General features: G+C 44.9%; 32 protein-coding genes. 14 read left to right on the top strand and 18 right to left on the bottom strand.

The features are described 5' to 3' along the window. Positions 1–16 precede the first annotated feature (16 nt). Complete coding sequence (gene speE, locus DFR59_RS11900; protein WP_114745862.1) at positions 17–847, bottom strand: spermidine synthase; 831 nt, start codon at positions 845–847, stop codon at positions 17–19. A gap of 297 nt (positions 848–1,144) precedes the next feature. Between speE and DFR59_RS11895 the strand changes: the two genes are divergently transcribed. After that, entirely contained in the window at positions 1,145–3,217 is a 2,073-nt protein-coding gene (locus tag DFR59_RS11895; RefSeq protein ID WP_114745861.1) for a transglycosylase domain-containing protein, read from the top strand. A 326-nt stretch (positions 3,218–3,543) separates the two neighbouring features. Here DFR59_RS11895 and DFR59_RS11890 read toward each other — a convergent pair whose 3' ends face one another. Then, on the bottom strand, positions 3,544–4,056 hold the full coding sequence (locus tag DFR59_RS11890; protein ID WP_114745860.1) for a YwhD family protein: 513 nt from the start codon (positions 4,054–4,056) through the stop codon (positions 3,544–3,546). A gap of 32 nt (positions 4,057–4,088) precedes the next feature. After that, positions 4,089–4,778 carry a site-2 protease family protein gene (locus DFR59_RS11885; RefSeq protein WP_114745859.1) on the bottom strand — a complete coding sequence of 230 codons (690 nt, stop codon included), beginning with the start codon at positions 4,776–4,778 and terminating at the stop codon, positions 4,089–4,091. A gap of 212 nt (positions 4,779–4,990) precedes the next feature. Between DFR59_RS11885 and DFR59_RS11880 the strand changes: the two genes are divergently transcribed. Next, complete coding sequence (locus DFR59_RS11880; protein ID WP_114745858.1) at positions 4,991–5,179, top strand: 2-hydroxymuconate tautomerase; 189 nt, start codon at positions 4,991–4,993, stop codon at positions 5,177–5,179. Positions 5,180–5,296: 117 nt separating this feature from the next. Here the strand turns inward: DFR59_RS11880 and DFR59_RS11875 are convergent, their stop codons facing one another. The 3 genes from DFR59_RS11875 to DFR59_RS11865 form a co-directional block, all read right to left on the bottom strand. Next, entirely contained in the window at positions 5,297–5,809 is a 513-nt protein-coding gene (locus DFR59_RS11875) for a YwgA family protein (protein ID WP_114745857.1), read from the bottom strand. Between the two features lie 67 nt (positions 5,810–5,876). Further along, complete coding sequence (locus DFR59_RS11870; protein WP_114745892.1) at positions 5,877–7,175, bottom strand: HD domain-containing protein; 1,299 nt, start codon at positions 7,173–7,175, stop codon at positions 5,877–5,879. 234 nt (positions 7,176–7,409) lie between these two features. Next, positions 7,410–7,634, bottom strand: a complete 225-nt coding sequence (locus DFR59_RS11865) for a YuzB family protein (protein ID WP_114745856.1) — start codon at positions 7,632–7,634, stop codon at positions 7,410–7,412. Between the two features lie 296 nt (positions 7,635–7,930). Between DFR59_RS11865 and DFR59_RS11860 the strand changes: the two genes are divergently transcribed. Next, on the top strand, positions 7,931–8,740 hold the full coding sequence (locus tag DFR59_RS11860) for an RsfA family transcriptional regulator (protein WP_114745855.1): 810 nt from the start codon (positions 7,931–7,933) through the stop codon (positions 8,738–8,740). 341 nt (positions 8,741–9,081) lie between these two features. Here DFR59_RS11860 and lipL read toward each other — a convergent pair whose 3' ends face one another. Together lipL and pta are read right to left on the bottom strand one after the other, a co-directional pair. Next, the gene (gene lipL / locus DFR59_RS11855) at positions 9,082–9,921 is read right to left on the bottom strand and encodes an octanoyl-[GcvH]:protein N-octanoyltransferase (protein WP_114745854.1); all 840 of its coding nucleotides are present in this window, start codon (positions 9,919–9,921) and stop codon (positions 9,082–9,084) included. 135 nt (positions 9,922–10,056) lie between these two features. Further along, on the bottom strand, positions 10,057–11,028 hold the full coding sequence (pta, locus tag DFR59_RS11850) for a phosphate acetyltransferase (protein WP_114745853.1): 972 nt from the start codon (positions 11,026–11,028) through the stop codon (positions 10,057–10,059). A 273-nt stretch (positions 11,029–11,301) separates the two neighbouring features. Between pta and hemQ the strand changes: the two genes are divergently transcribed. The 3 genes from hemQ to gerQ all read left to right on the top strand — a co-directional run bounded on the left by hemQ (position 11,302) and on the right by gerQ (position 13,093). Then, on the top strand, positions 11,302–12,045 hold the full coding sequence (hemQ, locus tag DFR59_RS11845; RefSeq protein WP_114745852.1) for a hydrogen peroxide-dependent heme synthase: 744 nt from the start codon (positions 11,302–11,304) through the stop codon (positions 12,043–12,045). Between the two features lie 145 nt (positions 12,046–12,190). Beyond that, a complete protein-coding gene (locus tag DFR59_RS11840; protein WP_114745851.1) occupies positions 12,191–12,613 on the top strand; it encodes a cell wall hydrolase in 423 nt (140 codons plus the stop codon). A gap of 45 nt (positions 12,614–12,658) precedes the next feature. Next, the gene (gene gerQ / locus DFR59_RS11835) at positions 12,659–13,093 is read left to right on the top strand and encodes a spore coat protein GerQ (RefSeq protein WP_114745891.1); all 435 of its coding nucleotides are present in this window, start codon (positions 12,659–12,661) and stop codon (positions 13,091–13,093) included. 51 nt (positions 13,094–13,144) lie between these two features. Here gerQ and DFR59_RS11830 read toward each other — a convergent pair whose 3' ends face one another. The 4 genes from DFR59_RS11830 to DFR59_RS11815 form a co-directional block, all read right to left on the bottom strand. Beyond that, entirely contained in the window at positions 13,145–13,516 is a 372-nt protein-coding gene (locus DFR59_RS11830; RefSeq protein ID WP_114745850.1) for a DUF423 domain-containing protein, read from the bottom strand. Between the two features lie 55 nt (positions 13,517–13,571). Continuing rightward, positions 13,572–13,880 carry a YwdI family protein gene (locus tag DFR59_RS11825; protein ID WP_114745849.1) on the bottom strand — a complete coding sequence of 103 codons (309 nt, stop codon included), beginning with the start codon at positions 13,878–13,880 and terminating at the stop codon, positions 13,572–13,574. Positions 13,881–14,032: 152 nt separating this feature from the next. Next, positions 14,033–14,206 (bottom strand): uracil-DNA glycosylase, encoded by a 174-nt coding sequence (locus DFR59_RS11820; protein WP_114745848.1) that lies wholly within the window; start codon positions 14,204–14,206, stop codon positions 14,033–14,035. 50 nt (positions 14,207–14,256) lie between these two features. Continuing rightward, the gene (locus DFR59_RS11815; protein WP_114745847.1) at positions 14,257–14,943 is read right to left on the bottom strand and encodes a uracil-DNA glycosylase; all 687 of its coding nucleotides are present in this window, start codon (positions 14,941–14,943) and stop codon (positions 14,257–14,259) included. Positions 14,944–15,137: 194 nt separating this feature from the next. On the opposite strand from DFR59_RS11815, the gene DFR59_RS11810 reads away from it, so the two are divergent. Beyond that, positions 15,138–15,491 (top strand): YflT domain-containing protein, encoded by a 354-nt coding sequence (locus tag DFR59_RS11810; protein ID WP_114745846.1) that lies wholly within the window; start codon positions 15,138–15,140, stop codon positions 15,489–15,491. Between the two features lie 47 nt (positions 15,492–15,538). Here DFR59_RS11810 and DFR59_RS11805 read toward each other — a convergent pair whose 3' ends face one another. From DFR59_RS11805 to mobA, 4 genes are read right to left on the bottom strand one after another with little or no spacing between them, the layout of a single operon-like run. Beyond that, positions 15,539–16,555: a ThiF family adenylyltransferase gene (locus tag DFR59_RS11805; RefSeq protein WP_114745845.1), complete on the bottom strand. Its 1,017-nt coding sequence runs from the start codon at positions 16,553–16,555 to the stop codon at positions 15,539–15,541. A 60-nt stretch (positions 16,556–16,615) separates the two neighbouring features. Beyond that, positions 16,616–16,852, bottom strand: coding sequence for a molybdopterin converting factor subunit 1 (moaD, locus tag DFR59_RS11800; RefSeq protein WP_245948471.1), 237 nt, complete (start codon positions 16,850–16,852; stop codon positions 16,616–16,618). After that, the gene (locus DFR59_RS11795) at positions 16,842–17,309 is read right to left on the bottom strand and encodes a molybdenum cofactor biosynthesis protein MoaE (protein WP_245948470.1); all 468 of its coding nucleotides are present in this window, start codon (positions 17,307–17,309) and stop codon (positions 16,842–16,844) included. Before DFR59_RS11795 ends, moaD begins: the two co-directional genes overlap by 11 nt. Further along, on the bottom strand, positions 17,306–17,920 hold the full coding sequence (gene mobA, locus DFR59_RS11790) for a molybdenum cofactor guanylyltransferase (protein ID WP_114745843.1): 615 nt from the start codon (positions 17,918–17,920) through the stop codon (positions 17,306–17,308). The genes DFR59_RS11795 and mobA overlap by 4 nt, the downstream gene beginning before the upstream one ends. Positions 17,921–18,239: 319 nt before the next feature. On the opposite strand from mobA, the gene pdxK reads away from it, so the two are divergent. The 6 genes from pdxK to DFR59_RS11760 all read left to right on the top strand — a co-directional run bounded on the left by pdxK (position 18,240) and on the right by DFR59_RS11760 (position 23,019). Next, positions 18,240–19,049: a pyridoxine/pyridoxal/pyridoxamine kinase gene (gene pdxK / locus DFR59_RS11785; protein WP_114745842.1), complete on the top strand. Its 810-nt coding sequence runs from the start codon at positions 18,240–18,242 to the stop codon at positions 19,047–19,049. A 291-nt stretch (positions 19,050–19,340) separates the two neighbouring features. Continuing rightward, the gene (locus DFR59_RS11780) at positions 19,341–19,688 is read left to right on the top strand and encodes a YojF family protein (protein ID WP_114745841.1); all 348 of its coding nucleotides are present in this window, start codon (positions 19,341–19,343) and stop codon (positions 19,686–19,688) included. 20 nt (positions 19,689–19,708) lie between these two features. Further along, a complete protein-coding gene (bshB2, locus tag DFR59_RS11775; RefSeq protein WP_114745840.1) occupies positions 19,709–20,392 on the top strand; it encodes a bacillithiol biosynthesis deacetylase BshB2 in 684 nt (227 codons plus the stop codon). 169 nt (positions 20,393–20,561) lie between these two features. Beyond that, entirely contained in the window at positions 20,562–21,290 is a 729-nt protein-coding gene (locus tag DFR59_RS11770; RefSeq protein WP_211318553.1) for an ABC transporter ATP-binding protein, read from the top strand. After that, positions 21,280–22,299, top strand: coding sequence for an ABC transporter permease (locus tag DFR59_RS11765; RefSeq protein ID WP_114745838.1), 1,020 nt, complete (start codon positions 21,280–21,282; stop codon positions 22,297–22,299). The genes DFR59_RS11770 and DFR59_RS11765 overlap by 11 nt, the downstream gene beginning before the upstream one ends. Before the next feature lie 75 nt (positions 22,300–22,374). Further along, positions 22,375–23,019, top strand: coding sequence for a TetR/AcrR family transcriptional regulator (locus DFR59_RS11760; protein WP_114745837.1), 645 nt, complete (start codon positions 22,375–22,377; stop codon positions 23,017–23,019). A 48-nt stretch (positions 23,020–23,067) separates the two neighbouring features. Here DFR59_RS11760 and DFR59_RS11755 read toward each other — a convergent pair whose 3' ends face one another. After that, positions 23,068–23,934 carry a Cof-type HAD-IIB family hydrolase gene (locus DFR59_RS11755; protein ID WP_114745836.1) on the bottom strand — a complete coding sequence of 289 codons (867 nt, stop codon included), beginning with the start codon at positions 23,932–23,934 and terminating at the stop codon, positions 23,068–23,070. 135 nt (positions 23,935–24,069) lie between these two features. After that, on the bottom strand, positions 24,070–24,729 hold the full coding sequence (locus DFR59_RS11750; RefSeq protein ID WP_114745835.1) for a DNA alkylation repair protein: 660 nt from the start codon (positions 24,727–24,729) through the stop codon (positions 24,070–24,072). A 146-nt stretch (positions 24,730–24,875) separates the two neighbouring features. Here DFR59_RS11750 and DFR59_RS11745 point away from each other — a divergent pair, with 146 nt between their 5' ends. Next, on the top strand, positions 24,876–25,295 hold the full coding sequence (locus tag DFR59_RS11745) for a MarR family winged helix-turn-helix transcriptional regulator (protein ID WP_114745834.1): 420 nt from the start codon (positions 24,876–24,878) through the stop codon (positions 25,293–25,295). Positions 25,296–25,575: the final 280 nt, after the last annotated feature.

Raw genomic sequence — 25,575 nt, 5'->3', positions numbered from 1 at the left:
TATTCATCTTCATTAATTATTCTGTAAGGTCTTTAACGAACTTAGGCAAAGCAAATGCTGCTTTATGAAGTTCTTTTGTGTAGTACTTCGTATCGATTTCATGGAAGCGCTCTTCGCTTACTTCAATAGGATCATGCTTCTTGGATCCTACAGTGAATGTCCACATGCCGCTTGGGTATGTCGGGATGTTCGCGATATACAAGCGAGTGATCGGGAAGATTTCCTTAACGTCGCGTTGAACATCGCGGATTAGATCCGCCTTGAACCAAGGGTTGTCCGTTTGGGCAACAAAGATGCCGTCTTCTTTCAATGCTTTAGAAATGCCGGCATAGAAGCCTTTCGTGAAAAGGTTGACTGCAGGTCCAACCGGTTCAGTTGAATCCACCATGATGACATCATAGACATTTTCACTTTGTGCAATGTGAAGGAAGCCGTCGTCCACTTGTACGTCAACTCTAGGATCTTCCAGTGTCCCTGCAATTTCAGGCAAGAACTTTTTAGAGTACTCGATGACTTTTCCATCGATTTCTACAAGCGTCGCTTTCTTCACGCTTGGGTGCTTCAACACTTCGCGGATGACTCCGCCGTCGCCGCCGCCTACGACCAATACGTTCTCTGGATTTGGATGCGTGAACAATGGAACGTGCGCCACCATTTCGTGGTAAACGAACTCATCCACTTTTGAAGTCATAACCATATCGTCAAGTAGAAGCATGTTGCCCCACTCTTCTGTCTCTACCATATCAAGCTTTTGGAAATCGGTCTGTTCTGTATGTAAAGTGCGATTCACTTTCATCGTGATCCCGAAGTTTTCTGTCTGCTTCTCTGTAAACCAAATACCGCTCATTTTTCAACTTCCCTTCATAAAAGATTTTGTTTTATCATTCAAAAAACGGTCATGTCCTAGACATAGGCCGCTTCCGCTTTTGTAATTATGGTTCCCTAACACTAAAAATACAAACATCACAAAAAGTATAGTTGAATCTAGCAAAATTGCAAGGGGATTTTTAATTTTTCATAGATAGCGTGTTTAAAACTTCTTCCATTTTCTCATACTGTTAAAAAACGACTCGGAAATGTCTCCGGCCATTCGCTTGGCGCCGGAGCAAAATAGATAGTTTTCAACAAAACGGGGGTGAGGAAAATGGAAGTTGTACGGCCTCGGCTGAAAAGAACCATTAAATATGTACGTGCCTTTTTATTCATCGGCGGATTTTTCACTATCCTGTTCATGCTCTTTTTGGCAGGCATGCTTATTTATATAAAAATCCAGGGGCCTCCTCCCCTATCCGTTCAGCAATCCTCATTGATGTATGCCAACGATGGGACGATCATAGGCGAGAGCAACAATGGCCAAAAGAGATATTGGGTGGACCTCGACGAAATCTCTCCTTATCTAACTGAGGCTACGGTCGCCATCGAGGACCGGAACTTTTATGAACATCACGGGTTCGACTATAAGCGGATTGCCGGTGCACTTCTGGCAGATGTAAAAGCAATGGCAAAAGTCGAGGGGGCCAGCACGATCTCCCAGCAGTACGCAAAGAACTTATATCTGACACGGGATAAAACGTGGAACCGGAAGATCAGCGAAGCCCTCTATACGATCAGATTGGAATGGAACTACTCCAAAAATCAGATCCTGGAAGGCTATTTGAATACGATTTACTATGGCCATGGTGCCTACGGCGTCGAGGCAGCCAGCCGCTACTACTTCAATAAAGAGGCGAAAGACCTCTCGCTTGGCGAAGCGGCCATGCTTGCAGGGATCCCAAAAGGGCCGAGCATCTATTCGCCGTTCGTTTCCTATGAAAGGGCGAAAGAACGCCAGAAAACTATTCTTTCTGAAATGGCCAGCCAGCATTTGATTTCAAAGAAGCAGGCACAAACCGCCATGAGTGAAAAGCTCGTTTTCACAGGAAAATTCCCGATTCAACATGCTGAGATCGCTCCTTATTTCTATGATGCAGTCAAGCAGGAACTGAAAAATAAAGTTGGACTTGATGAGAGGACCATTGAATTCGGCGGACTGCGCATCTATACCACTTTGGACATCAAGCAGCAAAAGATTGCCGAGGAAGTAGTAAAAGAAACGGTTTCCGACCATTCCGATATCCAGGTCGGATTTGCTGCGATGAATCCGAAGAATGGATATGTCACAGCTCTCATCGGCGGAAGGGACTACGTAAAAAGCTCCTACAACCGGGCCGTTCAGGCATTGCGCCAGCCAGGGTCTACGATGAAGCCGATTTTGTATTATGCGGCGCTCGAAAAAGGCTTTACCCCTTCAACAACGATGAGAAGTGAAATGACCACGTTCCATTTTGATGAAAAGCGGCCTGACTACACACCGCATAATTTCAATAACAATTATGCAAACGGCGAGATCACGCTTGCCCAGGCACTTGCCCTTTCGGATAACGTTGTAGCCGTCAAAACGCACTTATTCCTTGGAATCGATACACTTGTCAATGAAGCGAGGCAATTCGGACTCACATCCAAATTGGCCAGGGTTCCTTCCCTTGCACTCGGCACATCCGGTGTCCATGTGACGGAAATGGTCAATGCCTACAGCATGATTGCCAACGGAGGCAAAAAAATTGAGCCGACCTTCATTACCAAGGTTGAAGATTACGAGGGAAATGTCATTTATGAAAATGATAGTTCCCATGATCAAGTCCTTGATAAGGATACGGATTTCGTCCTTACCCATATGATGGAGGGCATGTTCGATCCGAAATTGAATGGGTATGCGAGCGTAACCGGGACCACGATCCTGAATAAAATCACCCGTCCCTATGCAGGCAAATCCGGCACCACTGATTCGGATTCCTGGATGATTGGTTTCGCCCCGCAACTGACTGCCGGGGTTTGGACTGGATATGACAACGGCCAGCCCATCACACTGACGGCAGACAAATTGTATGCGAAGAATATTTGGATTCGTTTTATGGAAAGCGCATTGAAGGATGAACCGATCAAGGCATTCAAGCCAACGAAAGGTGTTGTAGGGGTCAAAGTGGATCCGGAGAATGGCAAGTTGGCGACTGAAGACTGTCCGAGAGCGAGGCTGACTTACTTCAAGGAAGGGAAGGAGCCTACGGAATATTGCCAGTTGCACCTTTCCAATCCGATTGAAAAACCTGATGAGCCGCAAGCGGAGAAAAAGGCTCAGGAAAAGAAAGAACCTTGGTATAAGAAGATATTTCCTTGGTAATTAGAAAAGCGGAAGCGGCTGCATAGAGGCGCCGAGGTTGGACTGAAGCGCTGCGAGATAAAGGAAACACGATGAGCATCTGCGAATCGATGTTGACTTATCGTAAGCGCGCTGAGGGAAACCTCCCAGCCTCTAGCCGCTGTAGCTGGACAAATTGCCAAATAAAAAACCTCGAGGTGTGCGGCCTCGAGGTTTTTCGCGTCCTAGTTTCACATGTGCAAAACCGTAATTAAAATTTTACTTTTTTTCCAGTCTTAGGGCAAGACGTCCTTATAAAATTCAAACAACTGTCATATTTTGTACACATTTATGGGATTTATTTCAATTTAACCATTCAGGCTATTTTTCAGCTCATCGCTGGAATTGTACCAAAGCTGTTCATTGTGCCCTTTAAGGAATTCTTTCAGGATTCGTTTGGACTTGTCATCCATTTGATCCACAATGATCTGGCGCTTCAAAGATTTATCCATATTATTCACATGCTCAGGCAGGGATTTGTACCCTCTCCTGATTTCACGGTTAATCGTCATTTCACAGGCAGTCACCCCTGCATAATATGGGCCATCCTCTTTATGGTCGATGGTTACCCACACGAGCCAAAAGGGCTTTCCACCTTTTGAATCTTCACGGTTCGGCGTAAACTTGATCCCGCGTTCAACCGCACTGCGGGCATGCATCGCTCCGATATCTACATGTGCGCTTTCTTCATCGACGTCGATGATGACCGGTGATACATTTTCAAGGCTGAGCGCCCCAATTCCATATCCTTTATGGCCGTCTGTCGGATCATTTTTAATAATATTAAAGCCTACTTTTTTCTTCTTATTTTCTTGTTCCATTTAAAAATCCTCCTCTCAACTTCTATCAAATTCTATTGAAATAACGAAAACAACGTTTGGAAGCTTCTTAAGAAAAGTTCGGGCACATAGCCGATAATTGGACTGATCGTTACGCTGTTCAACGGCGGAATGATGACCAGCACTAAAAATATCAGCGCTCCATATTGTTCGTAATGGGAAAGTTTCGCCCTTGTCCTCGGCGGCACGAGGTCTTCAATGATGCGGTAACCGTCAAGCGGCGGGAACGGCAGCAGATTGAAGACAAACAGCACGAGGTTGATCCAGACAAAATAATTTAGAAACTGCAGGATGAAGCCTGGAAAATCAGCTGATGTCCCTGTCACAACGTAAAAATACAGAATCGCATACCCAATCAGTGCCAAGAGGAAGTTGCTGACCGGCCCCATCAAGGAGACTATCACCCCTGCAAGCCTTGGGTTTTTAAAATGAAAACGATTGACCGGCACCGGCCTCGCCCATCCAAATCCTGCAACGAACATAAAGATCGTCCCCAACGGATCGAGATGCTGCGCGGGATTCAGTGTCAGCCTGCCTTGGTCCTTAGCTGTTGAATCCCCAAATTTATAGGCAGTGTAGGCATGGGCAAACTCATGAACCGAAAAGGCAATGATCAATACCGCCGCAATGATCGGTATTTCCTTTAATGGAAACGCTAAAAAATTATTTAACACAAATTTAACTCCTTTTATTCGCCGTAGCATTCGCTCTCTTCGGCGACTCAATTTCTCTTCATATCTTCTAGTATACAAAAAACAGCTTCAATCATCATCTATTCTGCAATCCTTATAAAATAAGTATGTCTAAAATTCTTGGTGTATACACTCTGCTGCACCGGATTGGAACTGCTTTCTTCTTGCCTGTCCTGAAAAAAAGGAATACACTTTTGATGTAAATGACGAAAGGAGACTCCCCTATGCCATATGTAACTGTAAAAATGCTTGAAGGCCGTTCTGAGGATCAGAAGAAAGCCTTGGTGGCTAAAGTAACGGATGCTGTCAGCGAAACGACTGGCGCACCGAAAGAAAACGTAACAGTGTTCATCGAAGAAATGAGCAAGAACCACTACGGAGTGGCCGGCAAAAGAATGAGCGATAACGACTGATTGGCTGCCATACACCGATGAGAACCTTCCCACTATGTGGAAGGTTCTTTTTTCTTCACTCTCCATAAAAAAAGACCACAGCATCAGGGACTGTGGCATGATCTGACTGGGAAACCGCTACTGGAGCGGTTTGGCCATCTTGTTCAGGTTTTCGATATATTGATAGGCTTCCTCAATTTCTTCCTCTGTGTAGCGCTGCTTTTCTTTCAGCGTGAACACCTTTTCTTTCACTTCTTCTTTTGGAAGATTGTCAAAATAAAGGACGGTCGACACAAGTTCAAGAAAACGGGAGCTTTGATCATTCATAAACGTGAGGCATTCATCAAGCTGAGGCATTTCGTGGGTGTAATGCTTTAAGAAATCCTCTCCTGCTTCTGTCATGCTGTAGCGGTATTGGTAGTATCCGCCTTTTTTCTCTTTGACTTCATTTATAAATCCCATATTGCACAGTTCCTCGATGCGCAGGGTCAATTCTTCGGAATAAGGACCGTAAAAATGGAACTGGAATTTTTCCTGGAAAGGAAATGCCAACTTTTTAGAAATGAATATCATTTTCTGTAATTTCTTGCGTCCGATAATCTCTCCAGAGGCAGCAAAGGCACTCATCAATTTCGCGTGATCTTTCAACAAGGCTACGTCATCTCCTACTCCTATTTAATGCTTTGTAAGTTCCGTCCTGTTGCCAATGAATTTTTTATTATAACTCCAATATGGTACGGATTTGTTTCTTGGTTGCGCGCTTCGTTGAATCATCCATTAATAAATCAGCCGGATAATATAATTTATGGTCCGTCCTGCGCTTTCCTGAGATGGCATCCACTACGGCGGATTCCCTTGAAAGCTCGCGCAGCTCATTGTTTTTCATCAATAAGTGGATCGGCAGCCTTTCTTCCTCTTCGCCTGGACGGTAAAAGTCATACGGCAGGTCTGATGAAGAGTCAACCACCAGGTAGTATTCCGGATCGATGCCTGCTTTTTTAAACAAGGCTTCGAGTTCACTGTGTTTCTTATATTCTTTCGCAGGGTCGAACTCTGCATATTTAAATAGATTACGATTCATGAATCTTTCACTTAGATCCTTTAGTATCGGATCCTCTTCTTCCTGCCAGATCTGGAAGTAGAACAGGATGACCGCTTCATCCAATTTCAAATAATCTTCAAGGGTCACTTTTTCTTCAAACAAAGAATAGAAATGAATCGGGTCCTGCTTGAATTTATAGCCTGTCTTGTAAAGATCCTTGGCTCTGTGGAGGATTTTCGTCAAGATGACCTCGGCACTTCTCGTAACCGGATGGAAGTATATCTGCCAGTACATCTGATAGCGGCTCATGATATAGTCCTCCACCGCATGCATCCCGCTGTATTTAATGACAGCCTGGTCTTCCCTCGGCCTCATGACCCTAAGGATCCTCTCCATGTCAAAATGGCCGTAGCTTACACCTGTAAAATAGGCGTCGCGCTGAAGGTAGTCCATGCGGTCAGCATCGATTTGGCTTGAAATCAAGCTGACGACAAGCTTATTCTCATAGGTTTTGGCAATGACTTCTGCCACTTTTTTCGGGAAGCTTTTGTGGATCTTGCTAAGGACCTTATTGATTTCTGTATTTCCCAATATGATTTCCTGAGTGAATTCTTCATGATCCAAGTGGAAAACTTTTTCAAACGAATGGGAAAATGGCCCGTGTCCCAAATCATGAAGCAATGCCGCGCATAATGATAAAAGGCGTTCGTCTTCATTCCATTCCGGACGGCCGTCAAAAACATCATCCACAATGCGGCGGATGATCTCATAAACTCCCAAGGAATGATTGAATCGACTGTGCTCTGCCCCATGAAACGTCAGGTAGGTCGTTCCAAGCTGCTTGATGCGGCGCAGTCTTTGAAACTCTTTCGTCCCGATCAAATCCCAGATGACTTGATCCTTTACATGTATGTATCTATGGACAGGGTCCTTGAACACTTTTTCCTCTTTTAATTTTTGTCTGGCATAATCCATTTCGTTATCCTCTTCTCTAATCAACATGTCTCCATTATAACGAGTTTTCCCCAAGAGAACATCTCCAAATCTGGCAAAAAATGACCAGATGCGACAAAACCCAGCGACGGCGCGATTTGTCAGAATAAAAAAATTTTTTGCCAAAAAAAAACGAATGCCTGTTCGGGTTTTCATATTGACAGCGTAACTATCGGACAAAAAAATCACCTTTCCGTTTTGGATAGGCGATTTATGCTACTTTTTCAACTTCGTACAGATTTTTACCATCAATTCTTCTTCCGAGAGGGCCGCTAACGGACGATTATTGACAAACGCAAATGTCTTTTTACGGCCGGGTCCGCAATATGATTGGCAGCCGATTTGTATCTCTGCTTCAGAATCTATTTCTTTCAGTTTCGGAATGAGGGTTTTCAAGTTTACAGCGTCGCAATCGTCGCAAATCCTGAATTCGTTAGCCATGAATCCGACAATCCTTTCGTCCATTAAATCTAATAGCTAAAGGGTATTTTACAATTTCTTACCCCTCAATGCAAGGACAACTCCTTTCCAGTATACTGCGTATTCCCGGTGATAAATCCATGCAAAAACCTTATTCCACAGGCGTTGCCGGTGAAAAAAACGCTCTATTTTACAAAAATACTATTTAGATATTGGCAAACTATCATCTTTTTTCACATATTGGTATAAAACTCACCGATTTTGTCCAAGCTTTTAGTAAGAAAGCAAGTTTGATATGGATTAAAGGGGTTGAGAAAATGAAAACAAGACAAGATGCATGGACAGAAGAAAATGATTTATTATTGGCTGAAACGGTACTAAGGCACGTAAGAGAAGGAAGCACGCAGTTAAACGCGTTTGAAGAGGTCGGGGACAAACTGAACCGGACTTCTGCCGCCTGTGGATTTCGCTGGAATGCCGTCGTCAGGCACCAATACGAAAAGGCATTGCAATTAGCCAAGAAACAACGGAAGCAGCGCAACCGTCTGCTTGGCAAAGAACAGAGCGGCAAGAAAAAGCTTCTCTATCAGCCGCCTACACCGCCTATCGAGATTTTAGATCCGGTAGACTACATGGCAGAGGAAGCAGAAGAGTTTTTCGAATCCGTCCCAGTGGAAGAACACGTGGAGAGCACGACTGAAGAAAAGACTGAAGAAGCTGCACCTGCAGCAAAGGCACCAGCCTATAATGAAGCACCACCTGCTCCACAGGCGCCGATGATGCCTTCCTATCAGTCGCCGGCACCGTCATCCAATGGAACTATGTCACTCGATAAAGTCATAGCCTATCTTCATACCTTGAAGACGTCTCACTATCAGACAGAAATACTGAAAAATGAGAATGAGAGAATCAAGATGGAGAACAACGAACTAAAGAGGAGAAACCAGGAGCTTGAAAACAAAATAAAACAGCTCGAAAACAATACCGATATCATGCAGGAAGACTACGAAACCCTCATGAAAATCATGAACCGCGCCAGGAAGCTGGTCCTGTTCGAAGAAGAAGAGCGCCCAGCCACCAAATTCAAGATGGACCGAAATGGGAACTTGGAGAAGGTAGCGGAGTAAATAGAAAAGCGGAGCCGGCTTGTTCAAAGGCGTAGAGACTGGAGCGCAGCACCACGAGATAAAGGAATCACGATGAGCTTTAGCGAATCGATGATGACTTATCGTAAGTGTGCTGAGCGAAGTCTCCTAGCCTTTAGCCGGCGGAGCTGGATCATAGAAAAGCGGAAGCGCCCTGAACAGCCCCGACCAGCATAAGACGGAACTCGAAGGAAATCCTGATTTCCGTAGAGGGACGGCTTATGACTCGAGGGGCTGGGCGCTGGAGCTGGATCGCGGAAATTCCGGGAACTTATGGGGAACAGCAAAGGGAAGGCGCCAAATACGCCTTCCCTTTTTAACGTTTATAGATCCCCTAATATCTTATCGTTCCGTGCGACAACTCTTAAGTAATAGCCCTCGTACCACTCCAGCTCTTTTCCTGCCAGCTGGCTCGCATAGATCTTGCCGCTTCTTTCCTTCAGCGTATTCAAGAATCTGAGCATCACGTCCTGCACAGTCAACGGGGTATCGAACAGCTCCGAAAGAGAAGCCATTACCTCAGGCTGCACGTCCGGATAGTCAAATTTGGTCTGCTCGCCTTTTTTGGCAATTTCATAAAAACGGCGGATCAGTTCAGCCCTTTCCTTCCCGCTGCCATCCACGCATAAATAAATCTGGACAGCTACCCCATTGCGGAGGCGGCGCTGGGAAATGCCCGCAAACTTTTTGCCGCTGATGCTGAGGTCGTAGCTTCCCGGGCAATAGGATCCAACAATCTCCTTGGCCTCGATGACGTGTGGAAAGTCGGAGAACATCTCTTTCACCATTTCCCACATCGCATCGTAGCCTCTATTAATATCAATTCCTTTTTCCGTATCCTTGAAGATGAGTGACAGGTTCAAAACTCCCTGGTCAAGAACAACGGCAAGCCCTCCGGAATTCCTTACAATATGGCGGAAGCCGGCTTTTTCGAGCAGCTGGAGACCTTCCTGCAGATATGGCAGCTTCGTATCCTGGATTCCGAGCACGACTGTCTGATGATGGACCCATGAACGAGCCACCGACGGGGAATTCCCCGATCCTGCGGATGTACACAAAGTATCATCCATGGCAAAGGACTGCAGCGCCCCAAATAACGGTCCGAGGCTGGATTGATCAATGATTCTCCATTCTTCTTGCTGTAAAAGTGATATCGCATTCATCCCGTTGTTCTCCTTTAATGACCTGGTCACAAATTCTTCTTTCGTCCCATTATCATATCATAATTGCATTGCTGAACTTAAGCTTCATCGATACTAAAAAACCGGACTCCTTTAGGAATCCGGCCGTCGTACAAATTATAAGGATTGTCCTGCCGTGATCAATGCCAGTTTATAGACGTCTTCCTCGTTGCATCCACGGGAAAGGTCGTTTACAGGGGCATTCAAGCCTTGAAGGATTGGGCCGACTGCCTCGAATCCGCCTAGGCGCTGAGCGATTTTGTATCCGATGTTTCCTGCTTCAAGGCTTGGGAATACAAATACGTTTGCATCTCCTTGAAGAACGGAATTCGGAGCTTTTTTCTTGCCGACTGATGGAACGAATGCTGCATCGAATTGAAGCTCGCCGTCAACCACAAGTGTAGGGTTGTTTTCTTTTACGATCTTGACTGCTTCCACTACTTTTTCCGTTTCAGGGGACTTTGCAGAACCCATTGTAGAGAAGCTCAACATCGCAACGCGTGGTTCGATATCGAACATTTCTGCTGTTTTTGCGCTCTCCGCTGCAATTTCAGCGAGGTCTTGGCTGTCAGGTGTAATGTTGATGGCACAGTCAGCGAACACGTACTTCTCATCTTCGCGCACCATGATGAACACACCGGAAGTTTTGCGTACGCCTTCTTTTGTTTTGATGATTTGAAGAGCTGGACGCACTGTGTCGGCTGTAGAGTGTGCTGCACCGCTCACAAGTCCATCTGCAAGCTTCAAGTACACAAGCATTGTCCCGAAGTAGTTTCCGTCCAATAGGATTTTGCGTGCATCTTCTTCTGTTGCTTTACCTTTACGGCGTTCAACGAAAGCAGCTACCAGCTCGTCCATTTTTTCGTACGTCTTTGGATCGAATACTTCGATGCCATTCAATGATACGTTCAGTTCGCCTGCTTTTTCTTCGATTTGGCTTTTATCCCCTACGAGAATCGGCTGAAGGATGTTTTCAGATGCAAGACGTCCTGCTGCTGCCAAGATGCGTTCATCCAATCCTTCCGGGAAAACGATTTTCACGTTTTGACCTGATACTTTTTCTTTTAAACCTGTAAATAAGTCGCTCATTCTGGTTCCTCCTTGGTTGCCTTTACCCATTAGCATACTCCACTACTATCAAATTTCAAGAAAAAGGATGAATGGTATCGTTTACATCCTAAAAGTCTTTGTTTTCGGAATTTTGGTCCATATTTTTATGTATCACTCCCCTATCTTTCCCCTTTCAGGAAGCTCTATACTTTTTTCCATTCATATGAAACATTCAGGTTTTGTACACAATATCATTGGCGAAACTATGATATAGTTAGGATGAAATTGGAATAATAGACTGGAGTGATTTCAATGGCTGAAGCAGCTCAAACATTGGATGGTTGGTATTCTTTGCATGATTTTCGCACAATGGACTGGTCTACTTGGAAAACGCTCTCAAGCGATGAGCGCCAAGCGGCAATTGTCGAATTTCACCGCTACTTGGATAAGTTGAATGATACACAGGCAAATCAAAACGGCAGTCATGCCCTTTATACAATTGTCGGCCAAAAAGCCGATTTCATGTTGATGATTCTTCGCCCTACCATGGAAGAATTGAATCAATTGGAAAACGAATTCAATAAATTAAAGATTGCGGAATATACGATTCCTGCATACTCTTATGTTTCTGTCGTAGAATTGAGCAACTACTTGCCTTCTGACGAAGATCCTTATGAGAACCCGCATGTGCGTGCACGTTTGTACCCGACACTGCCGCAGGCGAAGCATGTCTGCTTCTATCCTATGGATAAGCGCCGCGAAGGAAACGACAACTGGTACATGCTTCCAATGGAGGAAAGAAGAAGCCTCATGAGAAGCCACGGCATGATCGGGCGCCAATATGCAGGCAAAGTCAAGCAGATCATCACAGGCTCTGTCGGTTTCGATGACTACGAATGGGGCGTCACACTATTTGCAGATGACATTCTTCAATTCAAAAAGCTTGTTTATGAAATGCGCTTCGATGAAGTCAGTGCACGCTACGGCGAGTTCGGTGCATTCTTCGTCGGCAACTTCCTTTCAGAAGATAAAATCGCATCCTTCCTGCACGTGTAATTTACAATTTGATACCAAAGTATAAGAGTCCGACAGTTTGCCGGGCTCTTTCTTTTTGTCATAACATCCTTACCCGGCTCATACATATGAAATAGTGAAAAATAAGCAACCATTCATAGTTTCGCCCGAAAGAAGAGGTGAAATAATGGCTGTCATTCCTTATAACGAGGCAGAGGTTAAACTTTTGGCAAGATTGTTAAGAGCTGAAGCTGAGGGGGAAGGCGGGCTCGGCATGCTGATGGTGGGAAATGTGGGAGTGAACCGCGTCAGAGCTGATTGCCTGGACTTCAAAGATATCACCAGCCTTCAAAAGATGATTTATCAGAGTCCAGGAGGGTTTGAAGCTGTCCAGAAAGGATACTTTTATCAGCGGGCACGGGATAAAGAAATCAGTCTGGCAAGAAAGTCCATCAATGGGGCAAGGTATGATCCGGCTACTTTCTCCTTGTGGTATTTCAGACCCGCAGGCGATTGTCCTGCACAATGGTATAACCAGCCCAACTCCGGCAGGTATAAATCCCATTGCTTCTTCCAGCCTACAAAGGCAAGCTGTTCAAGTGTCTATTAATTCCGTTCAGGAGGGATCGAAGTGAGCCAGCAATACAATCCAAAGATGTATGGTTATGACGGGTCATGGCAGCAAGGATATGGCCAGCAGCAGCAACCTTATTATGGAGGGGGATATCCTCAAACAGGCGGCCAAAGCCAGGGGCAAGGGCAGGTTCCTTTTCCGGCGAATGCTCCAATGAAAGGGACAAATGTGCCCGGGATGCTGCCTGCTGAAGAATCTTATATTGAAAACATTCTAAGGCTGAACAAAGGAAAATTAGCTACAGTATACATGACGTTTGAAAACAAAAAGGAAAAAACGTTCAAAGGAATCATCGAGGCTGCCGGAAGGGATCATCTTATCATCAGTGATCCGCAGACCGGAACTCGCTATTTGCTTCCGATGATCTACTTGGATTACATCACGTTTGATGAAGAAATTGAGTATCAATATCCATTTGGAGGCGGTGGCGGTCTGTCCCACTATTCTCCAAGGTGATACAGCAAAAACCCGGCTTCTGCGAAGAAACCGGGTTTTTTCATGCATTTCTTATAAAGCTTTAGCTGCAAAGACGATCAATAGAATCCATGCCGCAAGAAATCCTAAACCGCCTATCGGTGTAATGGCACCGAGGACGCTGATTTTCGTCAGGCTAAGTACATATAGACTTCCTGAGAACAGGATGATCCCGATCAGCATCAGCCACCCTGACCATGATAACAGCTGGCTTGATGCGTAGTTCCCTGCAAGAATTCCAATCGCAATGATTCCCAGCGCATGGAACATTTGATATTGGACGGCCGTATGCCATGTGTCCATATATTTCTGAGGCAGCCTTCCTTCCAGACCGTGCGCCCCGAATGCTCCCAATGCGACAGAAAGGAAAGCATTGATGGCTCCTATAATAATGAATGCCTTCACCCTTCATCCACTCCTCTTCCTAAATATCTTTCAATTACAAAATTACTTTTTCCGTTTAAAAATCAAAGATGGAATCCCCGTTGGCGCCGTCATCCGTATTCATCGGTTTGGACTGCTCGACCTGCACATTCCTGACAGGCTCCTGCTGCGGCCTAAAGCTCTGCATCCCTGCTTGTGAAGGAATGATTTTTGCACTTTGTGAAGCCGGCCTCTCTTCAAGTCCATCCCCGCTTTCAAGGATCAACTCGCAGAGCGTCTTCATCGATGCAACGTATTCCCTCATTTGACTCGTACTTCCTGCATTCTTGGCAGACGCCAATTCCTGCTCCAGTTTTTTCAACAGAACTGGATATGTAATGCTCATATCAATACACCCCATTATTATACATTTTCACAATCTATTATTAATAGGTCATCCTGCCAGATGACATGAATTGTTCACAACCCATTCAATGATTGACCTCTACGCCTCCATTGTACCCCATCTTCCATGCTTCCTATCCTTCCCTCACAAGCTTATTTAGGCATGAATTTCAGACATTCCTGCCCTGAAGCCTGCTTGACCACTTTTGAAGGAACAAGGGCGCTTTTAAATCCATAGGCTTTGCACCCTCTTGGACTTTTTGCATCCCATGTGACGAAGAAATAGCGGCACTTAAAACAATTAATCTGGTTTCCTGCATCATTCATCTTCATATCCCCTCATCCGACATGTTCCACGTGAAACAAGTAAAATTTTGTCATTTTTCATCAGTTTTTGGAATTCCCCACTGAATCGGCTCCTCCCCTTGTTCCATAAGAAGATGATTGATTTTGGAGAACGGGCGGCTGCCAAAAAATCCTTTTCTCGCTGACAATGGACTTGGGTGAGGCGAGGTCAGTACCACGTGCTTCTCGCAATCTATTAAATCCATTTTCTTCTGGGCAGGCTTCCCCCAAAGTAAAAAGATGACAGGCTTTTCCCGCTCATTCAGTATGGAAATGATTTGATCCGTGAAGGTCTCCCACCCCTTTTTCTGATGGGAATGGGCCTGTCCTTTCCTTACCGTCAAAACGGTATTCAGCAGCAGGACCCCTTGTTCACTCCAGCTCTTAAGAAAGCCGTGGGCAGGGATTTCCGCACCTGTATCTGCATTCAGTTCTTTAAATATATTTCTTAAAGAAGGCGGGGTTGCCACTCCGGGGAGGACGGAAAAACTCAACCCATGCGCCTGCCCTTCCCCATGATATGGGTCCTGGCCAAGGATGACGACTTTGACATTATGATAGGGAGTATATTTTAAGGCGTTAAACACGTCTTTTTTTGCCGGAAAAATGTTCTGAGTTTCATATTCTTCACCAAGGAACTGTTCCAATCTCCTGAAATAGTCCTTTTCAAATTCCTGGGACAATAGGCTATCCCAGTCATTATTCAATCGAGGTATCATTCTTTCGCCTCCTTAATAAGGAATGCTTGAATTTCTTCTTCTACCATACCACGTTTCGCTTGTTGATGGGGAAGCTTAAGGGTGCTGGAAATGACGGCCAGGTTTTAAAGTCAAAATGATTGGGTTATATATGTAATACGTTTTTTAAATTCCTGACAATAAATGAAAACGATAATACGAGGAGGAAATTATTCATGTATAAAGTTGAGGTCGTACAAAATGGTGTAGAAGCGGTCAATACGGTAGAGGCACTGAAAAGCCAGGGCTACGGCGAGGAAGAAATCTATATTTTCGCCCATAATCGTGATCGTTCAGAGGATTTGACGGAAGCTACGGATACAGGTGATGTTAGTTTCAAGGAGCAGGGCCTTTTTGAATCTTTCGGGAATCTTTTCCGCTCCCGCGGGGATGAACTCCGCTCTAAGATGCGTTCATTGGGTGTGACAGAGGTGGAAGCGGATCGCTACGAATCTGAACTCGATAAGGGTAAGCTAGTGCTGGTTGCTTCAAAGGAAGCGCATGAGATGAACAATACACACACTTATTAAGAAAGCAGTAAAGGATGCAGCTTGGAGGCTGCATCCTTTTTTGTGATTTATCCGATCAACGATTGATATAGTTTTTTTGCCTGGGCCTCATCTGAGGTTCCGTGCACGAGTGCTCTTCCGTCATGGAACACGACGATTCGGTTCTCTCCTGTTTCTATTGACAGCAGGTATGGGTTCCCACTTATCTCGTATCCTGCTTTTCTCGCTTGCAGCGCCATTGTCTGCAGGTTCAGTTCCTTCGGTGCAGCCGGCCTCACTTGCACCGTGCTCCTTCCGCAAAGGACCGTTGTTTTCATGGCATTTTCCTTTTCTAAAAACGGGTAGGACGGGGATTCGCCGCACGTGAGACAGGCCTCATCATGGATGGAGTCTGTTTTGACTGATATGTACTGGTTGTGCCACAAATCAAAGGAGCGGTACTGCCCTGCCACGGCATCCTGATTCCCTGTCAACAATTTCAGAGCTTCTGCTGTTTGATGAGCAGCGACCATCTGAACGATCGGGGCGATGACCCCCGCCGTTTCACACGTCTCTGTCTGGACGGGAACCCGCTTCAACAGGCAATGAAGGCATGGAGATTTTCCGGGAAGCATCGTATAGGCCATGCCGAAGCTCCCGACGCACCCTCCGTAAATCCATGGAATCCCGTGTTTGTAAGCACAGTCATTGATGATGAATCTTGTTTCAAAATTGTCTGTTCCATCAATGATGAGATCTGCTTCTGCTGCGAGTTTATCAAGCGTCTGCGGATCTGCTTCCCCTACAATCGATTGAATATCGATCCATCCATTGATCTGTCCGAGTCTTTTTTCTGCGGCTGCAGCTTTTGGCCATTTCATCTCTGCATCCTCTTCGGCGTACAGCTGCTGGCGCTGCAAATTGCTTTCCTCCACGTAGTCCCTGTCGATGATTGTGAGCCTGCCGACGCCGCTTCTGGCAAGCATCTCTGCCGCACTTGATCCGAGGGCACCAGCTCCCACTATCAGCACATGACTGTCAGCAAGTTGTTTCTGGCCGTTTTCTCCAATCGAGGCAAATCTTATCTGTCTCGAGTACCGTTCCATGCTGCAATCCCTTCCTTTCAACTGCGGATTTCCTTCTATTTTAAATCCCTATTGTTTATCTCATCCACCGCTGACCGGGGGCAGAATGGCAACGGAATCTCCTTCTTTTAACACCGTCTCTTCATCTGCAAATTCTTCATTGACTGCAATCATGGCCTGTGGGAGTCTTGTTAGCCGATACTCCTTTTCCATGACGGCCATCAATTCCTTGACTGTATCTCCTTGAAGCTCTAACTCTACTTCGCCTTTTCCCGCTTCTTCCTGCAGGTGGGCAAATAACAGCACTTTAATTTTCAATTTCCGTCACCTCAGGCTTTCCGGTTTTATATTCTTGTGTTCCTTTTTGGTTTCCGATCCACTCTTCCCCGTCTTCCCAATGTTCCTTTTTCCAGATGGGGACGATTTCTTTAATTCTTTCAATGGCATAGCGGTTGGCTTCATAGGCGCTGTCACGGTGAGGAGTGGATACCGCAATCGCAACGGCAATATCCGTAATTTCCAAACGGCCGATCCTATGTACGATGACAACTTGAGCATCCGGCCACCTTTCCCCGATTTCCGTCCTTATCTGCTCCAATTTTTTCACAGCCATTGCTTCATAGGCTTGATATTCTAGATAAAGGGTCCGTTTATCCCCCGTCAATTCTCTGACCGTACCGATGAAAAGAGCAACGGCTCCTGCCTCTGGACGGGTGACACGTGAAGCGATTTCCTCCACTTTGATTGGTTCCCTTGTAATACTGCAGCTATTCACAATATATCCCCTTCCTCGATCTTTCTGCGTACTGTCTCGTAGTCTTCCGGTGTATTCATATTGAAAAGAATCCATTCGAGCTTCTCTGCATCCCATTCAGGCGCTTCGCTTTCCTGTACTTCTCTCGCAGCTATACGGTCAATCATATCCTGCATTTTTCTTTTACCCAAAATAAGCTGTTCTTCAACAATCGGTAAAATCCTCTTATGATAGCAGGCGAAAAGTGGATGACTGCGCCCCTTCAAACGAGGGATGACAGCATCATATCCTTCATCCAGCACTTCTGACAGCCAGCTTGCCATCTTTACAGAAGCAAAAGGCATATCACAAGCGATCAAGCAAACTGCATCTGATCGGCTGTTTTTCAATCCTGTGTATAGGCCAGCAAGAGGCCCGTCCCCTTTGAAACGTTCAATATCGGGCATGACTTTGACATGCTCATCGCTGATTTCCAAGCCGTCATTGGCAACGACAAGGATTTCCTCGCAATGATTGGCAAACCGGTCAATCTGCCTATCGATCATAGGGCGTCCTTCCAGCTGCATCATGTGTTTCTTTTGCCCCATTCTCGACGATTGACCGCCAGCCAGCAGCAGAGCCGACCATTTCATCGCTTCACGCCCTTTCACTTCATATGTTATAGTCAAAAAAATTTGTCATTAGGTTGGGAATGATTTATTCTAAAAAAAGAGTTTATATCAAGGCTGTTTTCGTAAACTATGTTGTTAAAATCTTAATGCCGATTTTAACGTTAAACTAGCTGACTGGTGCGCTGAGTTGGAGTATCCAGGCTCTTTTCGAGCTAAATCTTCAGCAAAAATTGCATAAGTTATCCTGTTTTAATGCTAAAGCAACAATCTTTAAGAAAATAGCCTATATCAATGATAATCAATTGCCGATAGATGTTTCAAATATAAAGGGGGATTTTTCATGACAATGAAAAAAGTTTTAACAATCGCAGGTTCTGATTCCAGCGGCGGTGCAGGGATCCAGGCAGATTTAAAGACATTCCAGGAGCATGGCGTATACGGCATGTCCGCTTTGACGACAATTGTCGCAATGGACCCTAAAAACCACTGGCACCACAACGTTTTCCCACAGGCTGTCAGCACAGTTGAGGCACAATTGGAAACCATTCTTTCCGTTGGCATCGACTCTATGAAAACAGGGATGCTCGGTTCTGTGGAAATCATCGAACTGGCTGCTCGCAAAATCGATGAACACGGCCTGGCTAAAGTAGTCATCGATCCTGTTATGATCTGCAAAGGGGAAGATGAGGTCCTGCACCCGGAAACAACGGATGCCATGAGGGAACTTCTCTTGCCTAGAGCCCTTGTTGTCACGCCAAATCTGTTCGAAGCTGGACAATTGGCTCAAAACGGACCATTGAAATCCATCGATGATATGAAAGAAGCGGCCCGCAAGATCCATGAACTTGGCGCTAAGAACGTTGTCATCAAAGGCGGAAAGCAGCTGCAGCATGATAACGCGGTCGATTTATTCTTTGATGGATCCGAGTTTACAGTGTTAGAAGCTGACAAAGTGGATACTTCCTACAACCATGGTGCAGGCTGTACATTCGCTGCTGCCATCACGGCCAACCTGGCAAACGGCTTGACTGTTGAAGCTGCTGTAAGAGAAGCGAAAAAATTCGTGACAGCTGCAATCCAACATGGCTTTAAATTAAACGAATACGTTGGACCTGTCATGCACGGCGCCTACAACCGTATCCAAGAATAGTTCAGACTGTTGACAAGCGCTCGCATTCTTCGTTGCGGGTCCTCTTCGGATGCTCATTGCCCTTTAAGGCAACTCCGCTCCTCATCGGACCCGCGCCTCGACTGACAAACGCTTTCAATCAGTCTGAACAGAGTAATAAACCTTAATAGCACATATATTAAAAAGGTTCGGTTCCTCCGGGCCTTTTTTTTGATTAAGAAAAAAACTGAAACAGGGTTTTAGCATTCATAAAGGAATTTTAGTAAGATGGTAATAGATATTGACGTTTAGTCAGAAGAAGGAGGACCTGGAATGGAACCTATCACAATTGGGAATGTTCAGCCTTTGATTGATCAATTCGCCGGGAAGCCGGTCTATATACATTTAGAAACGACAAATGGCGCATACGCCTCGCATTTTAACGAGGGATTTTTCTCCGCAGGCGCTTATATCCGGAATGCCAAAGTGACTTATGAACACGGCAAAATCGTCGGCGACGGCCCGTTCAGAACAGGATTGAAGCTTGAAATCGGTTGGATTTATGCTGAAGGATTGACTCACTTTGAAATGGATGAAGAAGGACGTCTTCTGATGGCTGGCCACGGTTTTGACGGCAAGCTTGCAGTTGCATTGGAAATCAGCGAAACGCCATTTGAGTGATCAGAAAGGAGCGAAAATCAATGGAAAAAGAACGACAAGTATTAGTGGTCTTCCCCCATCCCGATGATGAGGCATTTGGGGTTTCCGGGACCATTGCAACCCATATCCAAAACGGCACTCCCGTGACCTATGCTTGCCTCACATTAGGTCAAATGGGAAGAAATCTGGGGAATCCTCCTTTTGCAACGAGGGAATCCCTGCCGAAAATCAGGAAGAGAGAACTACAAAAAGCCGCCGAAGTCATGGGCATCCAGGATTTGCGCATGATGGGGCTGCGCGATAAGACGGTTGAATTTGAAGATGATAAAAAAATGACAAAAATGATCAGCGATATGATTGAAGAGCTGAACCCATCCTTGATCATCACATTCTACCCTGACTTTTCCGTCCATCCGGACCATGAAGCGACTGCTCGTGCTGTTGTAAGGGCAGTACGACAAATGCCAGAGAAGGAACGGACGAAGCTCCACTGCGTTGCCTTTTCCAATGGATGCGAAGAAATCCTCGGAGCACCCGATATCCGCAATGACATCAGCCATGTGCTGGATATCAAACTCGGTGCCATGAAGGCTCACAACTCCCAGACAGCTTGGATGCTTGCCGAAATGGAAGAGAAGTGGAACAACAAAGACCCAGAAGTCATGAACCGCTTCCAATTTGAACGCTTTTGGAGCTATCAATGGGATAAAGATAACGTCAAATAAGTAAATTAAAGCACCATCCTGACTCTTGTTAAGGATGGTGCTTTTTTTGTCGAAGAAATTTTTCGAGAAATGAGTGATTACTCACTTTACAAATGCAAGTCGATGATTTACCATAAAAGTGAGTAATCACTCACTATCATTATTCATACAAAATCTGAGGTGGTAAATCATGAACACAATCGTGAACGTAGACCACGTTTCCAAATCGTTCGGATCCCATGAAGTGCTGAAGGACATTACACTTTCAGTTCAAGAGGGAGAAATCTACGGTCTTCTTGGGCCATCGGGTTCAGGAAAAACAACCCTAGTAAAAATGATGATGGGGCTTGAAAAAGCAACATCCGGTGAAATAACAGTTCACCAAACAACGATGCCCTCTCTTTCCCAATTAGTAAACATCGGGTATATGGCCCAATCAGATGCGCTTTATACGGACCTGACAGCCAAAGAAAACCTGGAATTCTTCGCTGCATTATATGGGCTTGGAGGCAAAAGAAAAAAAGAACGGATACAGACAGTCATGGAAATTGTCGGACTGCAAAATGACCTTTCCAAGACAATCCATCAATATTCCGGCGGCATGAAGAGGCGTCTTTCCTTAGCCATCTCCCTTCTTCACGAACCAAAGCTATTGATCCTGGATGAACCGACCGTTGGAATCGATCCAGTGCTCCGCAAAAGCATATGGGAGCAGTTTCAGGCTTTGAAGAATGCAGGGACTGCCATTTTTGTCACGACACATGTGATGGATGAAGCTGAACGCTGCGACAAGCTGGGCTTGATCCGAGATGGACTTCTGATTGCCAATGATTCACCTGAAGCCGTGAAACAATCCAATGGAGTAGGTTCCATTGAAGAAGTCTTTCTTCTATCCGGAGGTGTCCACCATGCGAATTAGTGCATTTGTCTTGCGGATTATCCGCCAAATCCTACGCGACAAACGAACGCTTGCCTTGATTCTTTTTGCCCCGCTCCTTATTTTGACGATGTTGTGGCTCGTATTTGACAACAGCGATTATAAACCTAAAGTAGGAGTGGTTTATGAACAAAGTGCGCAAAAAAGCGACTCCCTCAGTTCAGAATTCAAAGATTTCAAGAATCAAAATGATGCTGATAAGTCCTTGAAAGATGGAGATTTGGATGGCTATTTACTTTCCGGCCCACACCCGAAAATCGTCCTGGAGGGCAGCGATCCATCACGCAACCGCGCCGTCCTTAAAGAAATCCAGGATGCTATGCCTGTTTTTCAACCAATGAGTGCTTCTAAATTACCCGTAGAATATGTATATGGCAGCAAGGATATGGGGCAATTTGATTCATTCGGTCCTGTATTACTCGGATTCTTCTGCTTTTTCTTTGTCTTTCTGATCAGCGGCGTTTCTTTCCTAAGAGAACGCACATCCGGTACATTGGAAAGACTGCTTGCCAGCCCGATTAAAATTTGGGAGATGGTCATCAGCTATGTCATTGGTTTTGGGATTTTCATGATCATTCAGGCATCACTTCTTTCCTTATATGCCATCTATGTTTTGGATATGATGATGACAGGAAGCTTCTTTAATGTACTCATCATCATTCTCCTGCTATCTTTGACAGCATTGACGCTTGGCATCCTCCTATCTGCATTTGCACGCAATGAGCTTCAGATGATGCAATTCATTCCGCTAGTCATCGTGCCGCAGATCTTTTTCTCGGGATTGTTCAATTTGGATGCCATCTCTGACTGGCTCAGCTGGATCGGTCCGATCACTCCGCTCTATTATGCGGCACAAGCGCTGAAGGACGTGATGATCAAAGGATACTCCTTCACGGATATCCTTACACCTGTTCTTGTATTGACCGGCTTTTCATTGGTATTCATCCTGCTTAACATCTTTGCCTTGAATAAATATAGAAAAACATCATAACCCTTTCCTATTGTGCTGATTCCTGCCAATTATTGTACAATGAAGGAAGTAAATGAATTCAACGAGGAGATCGACATGTCTGAAGAAAACCAGATGCTTAATTTGCTGATTGAAAACCAGGATGGCGTGACGGAAAAACAAAAAAAGATACTGGAAGCGGCCGTCGAGATTTTTTCCGAAAAAGGCTATGCCGCAAGTTCCACCAGTGAAATTGCCAAAAAAGCAGGCGTAGCGGAAGGCACCATCTTCCGTCATTATAAAACGAAAAAAGATTTACTATTTTCCATTGTTGCACCGACCATGACTAAACTGATTGCGCCTTTCATCATCCGCGACCTTAATAAGGTGCTGGATAAGGATTATGAGGAATTTGAGGATTTTCTCAGAGCCATCATTGCGAACAGGCAGGCGTTTGCCAAGGAAAATACGAACATGATTAAAATCCTGGTTCAGGAAATCCCCTTTCATCCTGAGCTGAAGGAGCAATTCACAAAGAATATTGCCCTTAAGGTTTTTGAAAGGCTGAAAGAAGTCGTCGTTCATTACCAGAAGAATGGCCAAATTATCGAATTGCCGCCAGAATCCGTCGTTCGGATGCTGGGCTCGACCATCATCGGCTACTTATTGGCGAGGCACATCATGGCCCCGGAAGCCGATTGGAACGATGAAAAGGAAATCGAAAACATGATATCTTTTATCTTAAACGGTATAAAAAAGTAGGAAATGCCCCGGAGCTCGAATGGCTGCCGGGGCATTTTTACGTATGGGTTATACAGTTGCTTTCATTGCTTCAAAAATAGCTTTGGCTACGCCGTCTTCTTCGTTGGTTGCTGTATGGAATTCACAGTAATCTTTGATTCCCTGTGCGGCATTTCCCATCGCAACGGGTCTTCCTGCCTTTTTCATCATGGATAGATCATTGAAGTTATCCCCAATGGCCATTGTCTTGGAAAGGTCGAGACCATGCTCTTCCACAAATTTCTCCAAGGCGATTCCCTTTTGCGCATGGACATTGGTGATTTCCAAGTTCTCTTTCCCTGAAGAACTGACTGCAATCCCCTCTATCTCCTTCAATGGCCCTTCTGCATTTTCAAGTGCCTGATCGTCGAAAGAGAATGCAAGAAATTTATAAATGATATAAGAGGGATCATCAAAGATCTCCTGGTAGTGGTCAATCACTGAAATATGCCCTTCAGAAAAGCGCTTTTTGGCAGCATCCCTGATCTGCTGTTCACTGACATGGGGATTCGCTGATTGAAAGATATCAATGATGATATCGATTCCCTTTTCATAGTCTTCAGTATACGTCCCTTTATTGGTGTAGATTTCAAAATAGATGCCATGATCTTTCAACTGGCGTGAAACTTCAGCTGCAGCCTTTGCATCCATCCCGCTGACATGGATGACTTCACCTTTTCGATTGCGGGTTTCAGCTCCATTGACACAAATGATCGGACATTCAATCCCTGCTTCATCAAGGGCAAACCTTGCTTCTGTATAAGATCTTCCTGTGGCAACGACCACTTTTATCCCTTTTTCCTGCGCCTCCATTATCGCGCGGCGGTTTGCTTCGCTGACTTGCTGCTTCGAATTCAATAATGTTCCGTCCATATCCGTTGCAATACATTCTATCATGCTGTACACACCTTCTCTTTAGTATTCGTTCAAGATATCCCCCGTCATTTTAACAGACTGGCAGGTATTTCAAAAAAGATACGATTATCAGACTGACGGAAAACACATAGACGCTCGCCATGCCTTCGTCAGCACTTACAGATATTTGCTTCCTTCCCGGATGCTGAGTTTCGCCAGTGGATGACTCTCAATGAATGACCGTACCGAATCCGGATTCGTTTTCGAGTATTCCCTCAACGCCCATCCGATGGCTTTTTGGATAAAAAATTCTTTGGAATCATTATTCTGCAAGATGATTTCATAAAGCAACTTCTCATCCGTTGATGCTTTGTATTTAAGCTGGAATAGAATCGCCGTCCTGCGCAGCCACATATTTTCATGGGTGCCCCAGCTCCTCAGCACTTCTTCCTTCAATTCCGGGTAACTCCTGGCAAGAACTCCAGCGAGGTTAGAAGCAATGCTATCTACAGTATCCCACCAAGATTTGTGTGTTATTAAATATTCGATCAAGCTGATATCTTCTTTAGGACGCTTCTTTATGTATTTTCCATAATAATCGAGAGCCATATACTGATATTCCCTCTCAGGCTTTTTCCAAAGCTGAAGGAGAAACTCTTGGTCAAACGGCTTTTTATGGATGCCCGTGTCAGAAAAAAATGTTTTCGCCAACTCCTTCCTTAGTGGACTTTTGATGCCCAAAAAGGGAAAATGCCCTTTCATATAAGCTTCCATTGCCGGAGCCTGATCCTTATTGGCATTTGATTGAAATAGTTCTTCAATGATTTTGATGCCCATTTTATTTCCCCCATTATCTTTTTTCCTATCATACTGCACTGTTCACTGCCATTCCCAATTATATACTTTAATCGCCCGTTTGATTGTTTTCTAAGCAAAACAGGTCTATAATTGTATGTACAATTATTTAAAAAAGTGGTGATTTCATGCTCGACGGCTATTTTAAAAATTGCTTATATTTTTCCGCGAACCGCTTATCCCGGATCATGACGAAAATGGCAGAAGAATCGTTTGCGCCCATCGGTTTGTCCCCCACGTATGCTTTTTTGATCATGGCGGCACTTGAAGAACCGGGGCTCACTCAAAAGCGGCTCAGTGAAAAGCTGCATATTGCTCCATCCACCTGCACACGGTTTGTCGATAAACTGGAAGTGAAGCTGCTTGTGGAACGGAAACAGGAGGGCAAGATGGTTTATATCCACCCCACCTCGAAAGCGGAAGATCTTCTTCCCGAGATTAAAAAGTGCTGGAAGCAGCTCTATGAACGCTACTGTGACCTCCTCGGCAAAGAGATGGCGGATCAATTGTCAAAAGACCTCCACAATGCTGGAGAAATATTGGAATAGTCCCCTCTGCCTCAATATAGGCAGAGGTTTTTTAAATTAGGCTCTTTTCTTAATGTTTGTAAAGAGCCTGGATACTCCATTTCAGCGCGCAAAACAGCTATTGTCACGTTAAAATCGGCATTAAGATTTTAACAACAATGTTTACGAAACAACCTAAATTTTCTAACTTTTTGAAGGATTCCTTTTCTCTTTGTAGAAATATTCCAATTGGGGATAGAATGGCTTTCTGCGTTGTTCTGATTCAAATGACAGAGGCCAAAAAACCATTTATACAAAGGGG

Source organism: Falsibacillus pallidus (assembly GCF_003350505.1).
Taxonomy (GTDB): Bacteria; Bacillota; Bacilli; order Bacillales; family DSM-25281; genus Falsibacillus; species Falsibacillus pallidus.
This window is presented reverse-complemented; position numbering and strand designations above follow the sequence as displayed.